10 protein-coding genes are annotated in these 14,076 nt (G+C 47.1%); all 10 read right to left on the bottom strand.

Annotation, left to right across the window (positions count from 1 at the left end; translation table 11 throughout):
- Window positions 1-4,451, bottom strand: a 4,451-nt coding sequence (locus tag ABL924_RS02880; protein WP_349025559.1) for a DUF4347 domain-containing protein, incomplete at its 3' end; no start/stop codon positions are given.
- 880 nt (window positions 4,452-5,331) lie between these two features.
- The gene (locus ABL924_RS02875; RefSeq protein ID WP_349025558.1) at window positions 5,332-7,476 is read right to left on the bottom strand and encodes a hypothetical protein; all 2,145 of its coding nucleotides are present in this window, start codon (window positions 7,474-7,476) and stop codon (window positions 5,332-5,334) included.
- Window positions 7,461-8,795 (bottom strand): HlyD family efflux transporter periplasmic adaptor subunit, encoded by a 1,335-nt coding sequence (locus ABL924_RS02870; protein ID WP_349025557.1) that lies wholly within the window; start codon window positions 8,793-8,795, stop codon window positions 7,461-7,463. The genes ABL924_RS02875 and ABL924_RS02870 overlap by 16 nt, the downstream gene beginning before the upstream one ends.
- A complete protein-coding gene (locus ABL924_RS02865; RefSeq protein ID WP_349025556.1) occupies window positions 8,788-9,624 on the bottom strand; it encodes an efflux RND transporter periplasmic adaptor subunit in 837 nt (278 codons plus the stop codon). Before ABL924_RS02865 ends, ABL924_RS02870 begins: the two co-directional genes overlap by 8 nt.
- Window positions 9,621-11,183 carry a TolC family protein gene (locus ABL924_RS02860; protein WP_349025555.1) on the bottom strand — a complete coding sequence of 521 codons (1,563 nt, stop codon included), beginning with the start codon at window positions 11,181-11,183 and terminating at the stop codon, window positions 9,621-9,623. Before ABL924_RS02860 ends, ABL924_RS02865 begins: the two co-directional genes overlap by 4 nt.
- A 337-nt stretch (window positions 11,184-11,520) precedes the next feature.
- The gene (locus ABL924_RS02855) at window positions 11,521-12,018 is read right to left on the bottom strand and encodes a bifunctional adenosylcobinamide kinase/adenosylcobinamide-phosphate guanylyltransferase (protein WP_349025554.1); all 498 of its coding nucleotides are present in this window, start codon (window positions 12,016-12,018) and stop codon (window positions 11,521-11,523) included.
- Between the two features lie 179 nt (window positions 12,019-12,197).
- Entirely contained in the window at window positions 12,198-12,764 is a 567-nt protein-coding gene (gene cobC, locus ABL924_RS02850; RefSeq protein WP_349025553.1) for an alpha-ribazole phosphatase, read from the bottom strand.
- Entirely contained in the window at window positions 12,749-13,495 is a 747-nt protein-coding gene (gene cobS, locus ABL924_RS02845) for an adenosylcobinamide-GDP ribazoletransferase (RefSeq protein ID WP_349025552.1), read from the bottom strand. Before cobS ends, cobC begins: the two co-directional genes overlap by 16 nt.
- Window positions 13,496-13,569: 74 nt before the next feature.
- A complete protein-coding gene (locus ABL924_RS02840) occupies window positions 13,570-13,827 on the bottom strand; it encodes a type II toxin-antitoxin system RelE/ParE family toxin (RefSeq protein ID WP_349025551.1) in 258 nt (85 codons plus the stop codon).
- A 32-nt stretch (window positions 13,828-13,859) separates the two neighbouring features.
- Entirely contained in the window at window positions 13,860-14,072 is a 213-nt protein-coding gene (locus ABL924_RS02835; RefSeq protein ID WP_349025550.1) for an addiction module protein, read from the bottom strand.
- Between the last annotated feature and the right edge of the window lie 4 nt (window positions 14,073-14,076).

Raw genomic sequence — 14,076 nt, 5'->3', positions numbered from 1 at the left:
GCGGTGCCGTCGGTGGTGGTGTAGTTGACGGTGACGGCGCTGGCGCTGGGGTTGCTCAGGGTGACGGTGTAGGTCAGGGTGCCGGCGGCTTCGTTGACGACGGCGGGGCCGGTGAGGCTTAGGGTCGGGGTGCCGTCGTTGTCGGTGATGGTGCCGAGGCCGGTGACGGGGCTGGCGTTCTGGGCGGTGCTGGCGCCAAGGGTCAGGGTTTCGCTGGGCTCGCTGGTGCCGTCGTCGACGGTGGGGATGCGCACGATGAAGCTGGTGGCGCCAATCGGGACGAGGACGCTGCTGCCGACGACGGGGACGAAGGTGGCGCCGTTGTCGAAGCTGACCAATAAGGCGCCGGTGTCGGTGCCAAGGGTCGCCGTGCCGGAAGCCGGCGCCAGGGTGACGGTGGTGGCGGTGGTGCTGGCGTGGGTCAGGGTGACGGTAAAGTCAAGGCCGGTGCCTTCGACGACGGTCGGGCTGCTGACGCTGCCGACTTGGGGGCGGTCGTCGGTGGCGGTGCCGCCATTGGGCAGGCTGCCGGTGCCGTCGTCGTTGATGGTGGTGGCGACGGTGCCGGTGGTGATGGTGGCGTTGGTCGGGCCGGACAGGTCGACGCTGAAGCTTTCGGGGCCTTCATAGACGCTATCGTCGGTGATGGCGACGGTGATGGTTTTGCTGGTTTCGCCAGCGGCGAAGGTCAGGCTGCCGGTGCTGGCGGTGTAGTCGCTACCGGCCACGGCGGTGCCGTCGGTGGTGGTGTAGTTGACGGTGACGGCGCTGGCGCTGGGGTTGCTCAGGGTGACGGTGTAGGTCAGGGTGCCGGCGGCTTCGTTGACGGCGGCGGGGCCGGTGAGGCTTAGGGTCGGGGTGCCGTCGTTGTCGGTGATGGTGCCAATCCCTAAAGCATCGGCAATAGTAGCGTTGGTCGCGCCGCTTAAATTTACGTTGAAAGTTTCACCAATCGCCCCTTCATACACAGTGTCATCGGTAATCGACACCGTGACAAACTGAGTCGTAATACCCGCCGCAAACGTCAAAGTTCCAGTAGCCGCTGTGTAATCACTACCTGCGATAGCTGTACCGTTAGCAGTACTATAACCTACCGTTACTACCTGGCTACTTGCCGAACTAAGCGTAACGGCAAACGTTGCGGTTCCCGCCGCTTCATTGAAGCTTATATCATTGATGTTAATTTGAGGAGGGATTGTGATAGTTTCGGCTGCTGTTTCAGTAACGCCACCCGATGTTACCGTATACTCGTAAGTAGTTGTGCCAGTGAAGTTAGTTGTTGGTGTAAAGGTTAAGATATTACCTGCACTTAAAGTAACAGTACCATTTGCTACAGTTACTGGAACACCTACAGAAACAGCTATGCCATTAATAGCAGTTATTGCTGGAGTATTTTCAAAATTATCTATCGATGCCCCATTAGTGCCAGCAATTGGATTATATATTAAGGGGGTGTTAGCATTAGTTGTCAGATTATCAGCAACGATATCTGCCACCGGAGTTACCGTGATAGTGGTGGTAGCACTGGTTGTTATGGGGCCGCCCGTCCCTGTGTTGCCGTTGTCATTAATATAAGCAGTTAACGTAATTGGCCCCGATATTGAGGTATTAAAATCGGGAGCTGGAATAAATCTTAACGCGTTATTAGCAATAGCGTTAGTTATAGCCGCATAGCTACCATTCAATACTAAATTGGTTGATGTAGAAGTGGGATCGACACCTGTAAAAGGAGCACCAGTCCAGCTTAACGTGCCCCTACCAACTGGGATATTTAACGTCACCTGAATACCATTATTTCCTGCATCGATATCGGCAAACGATATGCCAGTTACCGTTAACGACGTATCTTCAAATCCGGTTAACGGTGCAGGCATAGTAACTGTCGGCGCATCATTAACAGCCGTGACGTTAATTGTTTCCGTTGCCGTTTCTGTGACCCCTCCCGATAACACTGTATATGTGTAAGTCGTAGTTCCATTGAAATCAGGATTGGTTGGGGTAAAGGTCAGAAGGTTACCTGCCGCCAAGGTTACTGTCCCATTGAGAACAGCCACAGAACCGCCCACAGCGATGTTAGTGTTAGCGATTTTAGTTATCTGTGGCGTGGTGCCTTCGAAGTTGTCTGCCGATGCTCCGTTGGTACCCGTGATAGGGTTGTAGGTAATTGAGCCACCTTCATTAAAGGTTAACGTATCTGGCACAATATCAGCGACGGGGGTTACGGTGATGGTTGATGTTGCTGTGGAAGTTCCCCCATTAGCATCTGTGATGGTATACGTAAAAGCTTGGGTACCGTTGAAGTCGGCATTAGGTACAAAGGTGAATGCGCCAGTTGTAGCGTTTGTAATGGTAAGTGTGCCATTAGCAAGTGCAATTGGACCACCTACCGTATAAACCGCATTATTAATTCGGTTGATAGTCATGGTATCACCACGTATATCACTATCGACCCCTGAACCGTTATTAGCGTAGAGATTGCCCGACAAACTGGCATCTTCAGCGATTGTGAAGGCATCGTTTTGGGCGACTGGCGGCGCATCTACAGCCACCGCAAATTCAATTCCATCGCCCGTCCAACCGATTCCCGGTGTTAAGTTAACCATGTCGTCCAAACGAAACGAAACCGATGAAAACGTGCCAGTTACTTGAACACTGCCCGCCGCAGTACCAAGAGTGCCGGTAAGACTTGATTCGCCGTTTGAAGCAACAACTTGGTCAAGTGTACGGTTAATGGTAGTCCCACTAACTACAAAATGGCTGGGACCTGTCAGTTTTACCAACGTTCCTCCAGAGGTGAGCGTTAGCTGAGCACTGGTTGACCGTCCAGGAAGCGGCCCCGCGCCATCTGGATCAAGCACCCCACCCAAGCGGTCAATATGTATTATCGGGTTGGTTACCGGCACACTAAAGCTAAAGGTTATCGTCGCACTACCCCTAGCTGCTCCAGCATCAAATATGGTCGTTAGTGATGGACCGCCCTGGGCATTGTTATCAAATGCAAGGATATTGTTTAATGTAATGCCTGCCCCACCCGCGACACCTGTCCAGCCTGACGTTCCATCCTTCAAGGTAACGGTTGTTACAACGCCGTCTGTGGTATTGGTAGCCGTTTGGGTTGGAGCTGCACCCGCGACAGCCCATTGACCCGTGTTAGTTTTAGCAAGTAAGCCGGCCCACAGCGGCGCTTCAATACCCAATGCCTCGATAGCCCCTGTTCTTGCTTCAAGATCCCAATCGCCACCCTGATCGCTGCTACCGGTTAAGTCTGTTGAGCTGGCAACATCGGCACCTGTTAGAATCGCCAATGTATTGGCTGCCCGACCGCCAATTTCACCCTCACCAAAGTTACAGCCATAAACCAATATATCGGCATTGGTAGACAAATGCCGACTAATCAAGGCCAACTGATCGGCATATTGTCCTTGCATATTAGTTTTATCAAGCACCGACGACCCCAGATTTAAATGTCCGGCGTTGCCATGCGATATGATGTGGATTGCATCAATATTGTCATATTGGGATACAATTTTGGCAATTTGCTCAACGCCATCTTTGTTAGGATCAAGCAGTATGACGGTTGAATTAGAATCAATGTCTTTCAGCAGAACTTGATAATCAGCTACGGTTGAATCAACGAAGATTAGCGATTTAACGGTGTGCGTTTCGACGTTTGCAACAGCGGCGGGAGTCTTTTCATGCTGATCGCTTGGCTTGGTTTCTTTTGTGATGACAGATGTTTCGGTGGTAGCCGCTTTATTGACTTCGACCGCGCTATCTCGCGTCCAACTAGCCTGCCCACCCGTCAAGGCGTTGACGTGAGTCAGCCATGAGTTATTGATTAATTCCCGACCGTGAAAAACAATATTGGCATCAGCAACCAAACCATCACCCCAATCGACAAGATTGCTGCTGTTTATTGCAGTAATATTTGATGTGATCTGGCTGGAACCCAGCCATTGTTTGCCGCCAAGATCAGCGGTTAATACGTGTAAATTGGTAGTATTGCCCCGATCCTGCAATATTTCTGCTATTTGTTGGTAACCATCACGGCCTGTATCCAATACTTTTATTTGAGTATTCGCCGGTGGATTTGTTAGTAACTCGTGAAGACCTTCTGCACGCGAATCAACCACAAATAAGGTGGGGGCATCTGAATTTCCTGCTGAAGCAGCCGATGTGATAGCCAGTGGTTGCTGCACAACTCTTTCGGCATCCATAAAGCTGCCAAAAGTAACATGAGCATCACCTGACTCTACACCAGCATCTGGTACTGAATCTGGTTTTATATCTTTGCTTGCTTGCTGGTCTTGAGCCGCTTTATCGTCCACAACCTCGGTGGCCGTCGCTACTATAGCGCCGTCAAATAATAATCGATTTTCCAGCGCCAGACGCATGGAACTAGCTGAAGCTTTCTTGTTCGATTTAGGAAGATTATTAGACTTTTTTTTCATGACCGCAGCACCAAGGTTGGTTGTGTTAAAAGTATTTTTTGGCAAACTATTTAGCTCACCTTAATATTAGTCTCTAAGTAACTATTTTCCAATGTTTTACCGCTATTAAAGATATTGTTCTATCACTTTAAGGTGTCTCTAAAAATTCAAAAAACCTTCTCCCTCTGGGCATAAGTATCTACACAAGTATCTGCCCCTTCTCCCTTGAGGGAGAAGGTCGGGATGAGGGGGTATAAACAGTTGATTTTATTCTCCTCACCCCACCCTCTCCAGTAGGAGAGGGGGCTTGGTGATTTAGCAACCAATTGTTTTTGTTATATTAAAAAATTGTGTAGCTACTTATGCCCTCAGAGAGAAGGTACTAAATCACTTCACTTAACGACATTAGGATGTTAGTCCGCCCCACGTTGAATTGCCTACTGCGTGGAAATCTGTCTATTGGTGCGCATAGCGCACCCTACTTTACGTTCGCCTCATTACATCATACTTGTCTGGCCTTATCTGTGATCAACATAGCAACATTTACACAATATAACGAGCTTTGCTCTATTTAAAAAATTTTAGCTGATTAGCAAGATGCTTAAGGGAATCTCTAAAAATTCAAAAAACTCCTTCTCCCTCTGGGAGAAGGCCGGAATGAGGGTAATAAAATCAAGCAATTATATCCCTCACCCTAGCCCTCTCCCAGAGGGAGAGGGGATTATTGGAAGTTCCCTTAAGTCAAATGGTAGGCAGCTCCTTCTCCCTTCGGGAGAAGGTCGGGATGAGGGGGATATAAACAGATGATCTTATTCTCCTCAACCCAACCCTCTCCAGCGGGAGAGGGAGCTTGGTGATTTGGCAACCCATTGATTTTAAAATACACACCTACCTCTTTTCGCTACCAGCCACTTTCTTTAATGACAGCCACAACAGATAAACGCATCAACCTAGTAGCGATGCTTTCCGCCACCGTCGATAAAGACAATCTGCCACGAATGGTGCTGGTTTGGGATAGCCCTGACATTTCCGTTTGCATAACGACTCTATAAACGCCTTGTTCTGGAATGAGGTGTTTGTCTTTATCCGGCCTTACGGCAATGCCGCCACCAAAATTCGATGCCAGTTCCTCTACTTTCAATTCGCGGGTTCCTGCACTGTCAATACTTGTTATCTTTACTGGGAATGGTGATAAGTCACCTCCTTCTGGATAAAATCGGCCTTCGCTGCCCAGTTGTAATTTTGCCAAATCGGCTTCTTCTACATAAGCGATAACAGAGGCTCTTGGGTTCTCAATAATACCCAATGGCTCATCTTTTGCCAGCCATTCTCCTGGACGAAGCACATCCGACAAATCCCTAACACGTCCGGCAAAGGTGCTTCGCACCGTGAGCTTATCTTTTACTGCTTTTAATCCTGTCAATTCTGCCCTGGTTGACTGGAGTTCTTCATAATCTTTGGGGTTATGCCGTGCCAATTTTAATTCTAGACTTTGTGATGACAACCTTTCCGTCAGCTCTGTCAATTTTAGCTGTGCAGCCAGTATTTTGTAGTCTACATCCGGAGAAGCCAACTTCACTAAAATTTGATTGGTTTTTACACTAGCGCCTTCTTTTACTAAAACTTCCTGTACCTGGGCGGCTTCAATACAGTAAATGGTATATTCGGCTTCTGCCCTTAATAAGCCCGGCACAAAAAGATGAGACTGCCAAGGTATAAACAAAAGCGCTAACAATATAATCGGCACAAGCCACGCTGGACGCGGACGAAGAGCCGTACCCCGTGCGACGATCAATTCCCGCCAAACACACACCTCTTTGACAATGGGTTTGACAACAAACCAGCCAATTTCTACGGCAAATAAGGCTAATCCTAACGCTTTGAAGAAGAAGTAATAAACCACCCAAGCAATACCGGTAAACAAGATCAGCCGGTAAATCCAAACACTGTACGCGTAAATATTAAGAAACTGTTGCCGCTTATTTGGGAAGTGTTCCGGTGGTTCTATTTCAAATCCGAATAGAGCCTCCCTAAGCCGCCAACGCGCCAACGCGAAAGATCGGTCTTGTAAGTTTGGAATATCCAGGGCATCAACGAGTAGATAATAGCCATCAAAACGCATGAACGGATTAAGATTAATGCCGAGTGTGATTACCCATGCGGTACTTGCCAACAGATAACTGCCGCTACGCAACGGGCCATCTGGGAGCATCGTCCATAGCAGCGTAGCCAACACAGCAAGGGTTAATTCGGCCACCATGCCAGCAGCATCAATAGTGAGCCGATCAGACCTTCTGGGCAACCGCCAAGCATCGGTGACATCCGTCCATAACACCGGCATACCTAACAATAAAGCCACACCCATAGCAGGAACTCGGCAACCGAAGTGGCTAGCTGCAAAAGCATGGCCTAGCTCATGTACCACTTTTGATAGGGACATCATCCCCATAGTAGCCAATATGCCTTCTGGTGTTAGCGTATACAAAAAGCTATGGCTAAACTCACTCCAGCGCTGGGCAACTAGAGCAAGCGCAAGACAAGCACCTAAAAAAAGCATGACTATGAAACTGCGCTGAAAAAAGAAATCTATCACGGGCAAAGCCTTTTGCAGGTAACGGTCTGGCTTTAATAAAGGCACGCGCATGAACAAGTAGTTATGCAACAACCACGTCCAAACCCCCCGCTTTGAAGCATGGCGCAGATAGGCAAAACGTCCACTAGATTCTTTTCCTAGCGGCTTAACTAGCTGATTTTTTGCTAGAAACTCAACAAATTGTTCGATATCCATTACCTCGACATCAATCGGCGTTTCTTTTTCTATAGCTGCTGCGATTTGTTCGGCATTACCCATACTCCAACGGTGCAAGCATTCAAACTCCAGCCAACCAATTCGATAATAACGATGTACTGCCGGATCATATAATGTCCAAGTGGGGAAACCATCATAAGCACGGGGACCTTGAATGAGCGCCAAGTCTTCGCGCAGCATCAACCAAGGCATGGCCTTAGCTTTTTCTTGACCGCCGCTAATTACCAGGTCAGCCATAAGCGCAAGGTCTGAATCGGCTTACGCAATAACCATAAAATAAAAGGTCTACGCGTACCGTACAATTTGGCTGTGCCATGATAACCCAGGCGTGGTAATTCTTCTTTTTCTGCAAATGTTGCCTTAAGACGATAGGCCATCACGTCAGATGGCGTTGGTGAAGCGCGGTAACTGAAATAATTGAGCCTAGCTTCCAGCGGATGGTGGGGCGTAATATTGGAGAAAAACAACACCTCATCCCCTGCCTCCAAAACAATCAAGTCTTCCATAGGTAAACGAATTTCAAGCTCCACAGACTTGGGATCGGAAACGGCAAGGATTTTTTCGCCCTGGGTAACAGGACGACCCAACCAATCATTGGGATCATCAAATACAGTCACGCCCTCCATCGTGGCGTTAACATCACATCGGTGCAGCAGAGTCCGCACATAATCGACTTCTGCTGATTCCTGCTGCCATTTGCTTTTCAACCCAGCTAATTCATGTTTCACAGTTGGATCCAGCATGGCTTGCTGAGTCGTTTGTAGATATTCCGTCTGGGCAATATCACGTTTCTCACTAGCAACCTCCAATCGGCTGCGCAATTCCGCCCTATCTAGCGAAAACAGTTTTTGGCCAACTTTGACGATCTCATTAGGTTTTACATAAAACGTTTCAACGACCCCTTCAAGTGGCGCACGAACCAAATGCGGTTGCCTTGGAATAACCTCAGCTTCAGCCAACACGGACTGTCGGATAGGGAAAAATAGGGCTAGCAATAGCAAGCCTCCGATGATTAACTGCGTTCTGCGCGCCCTAAGCCGATCTTGCCAAGGTATGGATGGGCTTGCTGCTTCACCCAGTGAAAAAGCATGACCATAGGCTTCTGCAAGATAGGAAAGCAGGTGAATTTCCGCCTCGTTCCAGGCTTCTTCCCTAAATAAAGCCAAAACATATCTTACTCCGGAAGGGGCAAATAAAGGCATCCAGAGGCCATGTTCTGGCAACCATTCAGCCCAATCTTTGGCAAGCTCTGGTGCTAAATCAGTAGCCGTGAATGAGGCGGGTTGGCGCGCATTTTCGCTACGGTCTATCTGCTTTAATACCGACGTTAGCCACAGTGCATAAGGGCTATTTTGTTCCGGCTTAACAACACCCGAAACAGCTTCTATTCGGGCAACATCTTTTTGCCAAAGTACCGCCTGCCGATAGGGTATCAACTCAGCGGTTTCATTAACTAACACATAAGGCAGCTCCTTAACAGGTGCTTGTCTTGCCCTACTTTCCAGTTGCAACAGAAGCGTTAACCGGATTAATTGATTGTTTAAACGTTCACTCACTCGGATGGGTAAGCTGTATGGCACCACTCATGCCGGGTAACAACTCAGCGGAATTGTCCGTAATGCGACCATAAACTTTGATAGTTTGACTAACTGGATCCACTCGTCCTCCTAGCCTGATTATGCTGGCCTTGTAGGTTTTAGTGGTTTCATCAAGCGTTACCTTAAAGGTCTTGCCGGGCTTAAGCTGCGGCAATGTTCGGGATGGTGCGATAAATTCAACTTCCAGATCTTTTTCGTTGATTATCTCCAATAACGGCTCACCTTCACGTACCGATTGATAAGCTCTGGCCGTAACCTCCACTACCTTACCTGAAAACGGTGCTTTAATTGTACATCGCTCAAGCATTGTTTGCGTCACACGGACATCCGCCTTAGCTTCGTCTTCTTCAGTCTTGGAAACCGCAAGCTGCAAGGTACTTATTGAATTCAACTTTTCTAATTTCTGATTGACTTCGTGCGTCTTTCTCTTTTTTTCCAATGTCGCTTTGGCCTTACTGAGCTGGGCTTCTTCCAAAGAACAGTGAAAACCAACCAAAACCTGTCCCGCACTGAACCGCTCTCCATCGCGCACTTTAAGCTGGGTAATACGACCAGACATTTCACTGGATATCTGGGTACTCTCCCGTGCCTTTATCTGCGCCCTTAAAAGTTGCTCGGTGTTTGCACCTGTGTGTTCCCCATTTTGCTCAGGAAGCTGATCTTCAATTTTGGATATTTCACCCTGCTTGTCAAGAGCCTCCGGCACTAACTCAATACCCTCCGCAAATACCGGAATCGCCTGTATTAATGCAACAAACAGCATCGTAACAACATGGCTTTTTTTCATTTTCCACTTTGCTTGACGGAATTGCCGAGGGGAACAGAAGCCTTAGCCATTACTGGCAGCTTAGGCAAATTGCCTTTATACCAGCTATCCAGGGTTTTCTCTAACTGTACCGCCAACGCACGGACAGTCACATGCTCTATGCCACCGGTGGCCGGATCGAGGCCAATAGAAGCATAGATGTTACCCATAGCCCCATACACATCCGCCAAACTTTGCTCTTTTTCAAGCTGAGAAGCCAAGGCAGCAGTAGATGCATGGATACGTTCTAGCTCTGAACCGGCATCATTTGCTGCATTGTTGGACATGACTGTAGAAATACTTTCATCAATCTTGTTCAGTTCCTTAGCATTTTTGTAGCTATCCAAGGCTTTGAGATACTGTTGGTAACCGACATTGATCTGAACCACAGCAGCTACGCTGAGTGCTTTACGGCGAGTTCTGGCGACCTCCACTTGAGTTTGCGCAGAATCCCATATTTTAGGGGCGGCAATTAAATTCACCAGATTTATGGTTGTTCGCGCGCCTGCTTCCATCCAGAAGTTATTTATCAGGAAGGAGTTAGAATCAAAGTTTAAACCTATCGGGATCGTGAGCCCTGGCAACACTTTCAGCATTTCTTTCCAAACATCGGCTCGGCTGATGCGCTCTTGGTAGATTTCTTCCCTCAAATCGCCACGATAAAACAAGCCTAGATTTTCGAGCTCTTCAACACTGTTTTTAAGTTCGGGCGGTTCAGGGGTTACAGCAGGCTGTGCCAGGAGAAAGTTGGAATGTGCGGGGGCATTGATCAATCCAGCCAGCTTAGGTTTAGCAATCAATAAGTCGGCCCTGAGCTTCTTAAGCTGGTCGATAATCCGCAGCAGGCTGCGTTGGTATTCAAGGACACTGATAATCGGTTGCAAACGGTCGCCTTCAATCGTCCTGCTGACGACCAGCGCGCGCTCAGCTTCTGCCAGAACGGGCTCAAGCCCCGGCAACAAGCGGTCAGCGATATTGGTACTCCAATACGCCTGGAGAACTTCCTTGATAAGGTTGTTGACGACTTTGCGGCGACGTTCCTGAGCAATTAGGATACGATCAGCCTGCTGTTTCGCCTGAAAGTAACTGACACCGAAATCCAATACATTCCAGGCGAAGGTCAAATCGGCGATGCCACGACTGGCATCCTGGGAGGTAGCATAACGGGAGTTGCTTAGGGCATTTCCGCCAGTAAAGTAATCTTCACTTGATGAACCCAACTTCTTTTCCCTAAACTGGTAACCCGCATTGGCGGTCAGTTTAGGCAGCATGTTGAGGGTGGCGACCTCAAGCTGGGTATCCTGAAGTACCGCTTCCATAACGGTGAGCCGATGGTCGTAGTTGTATTTAAGGGCGCGGGCTAAAGCATCGTAGAGGGTCAGCGGCCTTGTAATGGGCTCTTGCTTGGCATACATTTCCACTTGATCTTGCGCCATGCTCGCTAGTCGCTCATCAGAACTGATGGGCATAGGGTTAATATTGCAGCCTTCCAAGAGCATGACCGTCAAAAACGCAGTAATTAATATTTTCGTATATTGCACAAAACAATCCTCTTAAATAATTAAGCAGCGAAGCCAAAATACAGCACACCAGTTCTTCTTATTCTTTAATTTTAAGCGCAAATTGCACTCTATCTCTTAATCCCATGTCGCCACATACCAGCTAAATGAGTTGTGTACCGACTAACCCAACTGCAACCTACCCACTTAATGAGCTTCAAACATGGCGAAAATATGGACTAACAACACAGTTAAGTTATGAACGCTTTAAATATAGCTACACTTCAATAAATATCAATAAATATCAATAAATATCAATAAATATCAATAAATATCAATAAATATCAATAAATAAATTGTACCCGCTTTCGCAAAATAGCTAACACTTTAAAGGTATCGACAAGCCGGCACAACAAAAAAACACCTGCTCACACCGCTCTCCCAACAATTGGCCTACTTTACCCGATAGATCGACATATTGGCGGGCTAACGGATTATCAGCAATGACAGCTAACCCGACTTCATTTAGCACAAATACCATATCCGAAGATAACGCCATTACGTCTGTCAATTCCTGCAAAATACTATCCTCTGTTTTTTTATGGTAAAGCATATTATTCAACCACATAGACACACATTCTATTAACACTGGACCAGGACAATCCCTTAAAATATTCAGCAATTGGATTGGCTCTTCTATGGTAATAAAACAACCTTCCCGACGTAGTAGGTGGATTGCGATACGCTGACGCATTTCGTCATCAATAAACTCTGTGGTTGCCAGATAATAAGGCTTTTGTTTTGCCTGTTCCAGAATGTAGGCTTCAGCAAGACGCGATTTGCCGCTTTTGATCCCGCCGATAAATAATGTTTTCATGATTCTAAAATATGCCCAGAAGTTTATCTAAGTTTCTGTTTTCCTTTACCTCTACAGGAAGATTGCCGAATCTCAGCTTTACTATTGCAAGCGATAATACCAATAAAACCGATATAACTCTCTGTTTATTGAACTTTTCCGACATCGGAACTGGTGCCAAAAACGGCTAGCGAGTGTATTTAATGGTTGATGTAATGAATGTAGGTGTAATCATTGATGTGTTGCAACTTATGTACCGAACCAACATCGACCCTTAACTTAAAGGCGTTCGCTGATGGCAGTTGCAACACATGAGCAAACAGCGCACGGATTACCCCCGCATGAGTGATGAGAAACACTTGCTCCGCTTGTTTTTGTGCGAGTAATTCATCCCAAAAACTGCCAGTACGACGGCATAAATCACTGAAATTTTCGCCATTGGGCGGCGGCATTGTCACAAAATTTTCCGTCCACTTTTTTAATAAGCTCGGTTCTATATCGTCAAATCGCTGATTTTCCCAATCGCCAAAATTTACTTCCTGTAAGCGATCATCGGTTTCAATCGGCTTGGAAAAAGTCTGCGCTAATTTTACGCAACGTGCTAGTGGGCTGCTGATTATCAAACAATCTTCAGATAACTTAGGTAATTTTTCATGTATAAGCTGTACTTCAGCGATGAAACTATCCGCTAATTCAACATCGGTTTGACCATAACACAAACCGTTCACAGTCTGTGTCTTGGTATGGCGGATTAGATAAATGTCCACAATGCGCTGATGCTGAGGAAAAAAACAACTTCTGCCATCTGTTGGCAAGTTCCCAGGCAATCGCCGGTATAACCGCCGATGTGTCGATGGAAATAGCAACCCAGTCGCCAGTTGACCAAAAAGATGAATGGGATTGCTAAACCGCACTGCAAAGGGAGCAGCACTAACGGGAACACGGCGAACGTACTCGCAAAGAATAATTCTTTCGTGCTAGGTTTATATGCTGCCGCGCTGCCCTTGCTGTTGTGAATTCTAGCGTAGTCGTAATGGTGCATAAGTAGTAGTGGTTGCAATCGACTTAAGCTATGTCCGGCAAACAATATGAAAGGTACAGATGTTGCGGGAAGCGAACTGAGCAAACTGATTTTTAAGGACATCAACAACACCAAACCAAGCGCACCATACGCGCCAATCTGTGAATCTTTCATGATCTCCAAGATGCGTTGCTTATCGTACCCGCCACCAAAACCGTCGCAAACATCCGCAAAGCCGTCTTCATGAAATGCGCCTGTGAGCAAAATCCCTGCAATTAAAGCCAGTATTGCGGCGGTTGTTTGCGCCCACAACATGGTTGCCAGATAAAAGCACAATCCCGTTAAACCACCCACCACCCAGCCGACCAGAGGCAGGTAAATACTGGCTTGCGGCAACTGGCTGTAGTCTTGGTTTTTGGGTGCAGGAAGTCGGGTATAAAAACTAAGGGCTAGGAAAAATAGTTTTAAGTGGGACATAATTTGTTGATTGTAGAGGTAACGCACCTACGCTGATGCGCCCAAACAACCGTTGCAAAAATGCCCTGCGTTTTTTACCACTTTCGCGTTATCCAATAGTCAGGTTTTCGATGCAAATGCGCCACTGCTATGACGATGATTTTATCGGCATCCAGCGCATACAAAATACCATAAGGAAAACGCTTAATCAGGCAACGCCTGACATTTCCCCCAATCAAAACAAAGGCCTCAGGATAAGAGGCAATTCTTCTAACTGCAGCATCAAACTCATCTAAAAACTGTATGCCTAAATTTTTCTGCTGCATTTCATACCATTCAAAAGCATGATCCAATTCAACTTAAGCGATTTCAAAAAATTCTATTTTCATTTGTATTTCTGCATGACCGTCTCATAGCTTACTGTTTTTAGCCCCCCACCTTTATAGCCTCGCCATCTTTTTTGTACTTCTTCACGCCAAATAGCATCTATTTCAGGGTCTGGGTTATCTAAATCTGCAAGCAACAGTTCAGCTAAACGTAATTTGTCCATGGGTGATAAATGGCTAACTTGTTGATAAAGTTCTTGGCTGGTAGTCATAATT

The sequence above is a fragment of the Methyloglobulus sp. genome, assembly GCF_040079455.1.
Lineage (GTDB): Bacteria > Pseudomonadota > Gammaproteobacteria > Methylococcales > Methylomonadaceae > Methyloglobulus.
The sequence above is the reverse complement of the archived record's forward strand: the minus strand, read 5'-3'. Positions and strand labels throughout refer to the sequence as shown.

Bases quoted from the DNA above. Each gene is read 5' to 3' on its own strand.
- ABL924_RS02875 (WP_349025558.1), bottom strand. From the start codon at position 7,476: ATGGCTGACCTGGTAATTAGCGGCGGTCAAGAAAAAGCTAAGGCCATG.
- ABL924_RS02865 (WP_349025556.1), bottom strand. From the start codon at position 9,624: ATGAAAAAAAGCCATGTTGTTACGATGCTGTTTGTTGCATTAATACAG.
- ABL924_RS02855 (WP_349025554.1), bottom strand. From the start codon at position 12,018: ATGAAAACATTATTTATCGGCGGGATCAAAAGCGGCAAATCGCGTCTT.
- cobS (WP_349025552.1), bottom strand. From the start codon at position 13,495: ATGTCCCACTTAAAACTATTTTTCCTAGCCCTTAGTTTTTATACCCGA.
- ABL924_RS02835 (WP_349025550.1), bottom strand. From the start codon at position 14,072: ATGACTACCAGCCAAGAACTTTATCAACAAGTTAGCCATTTATCACCC.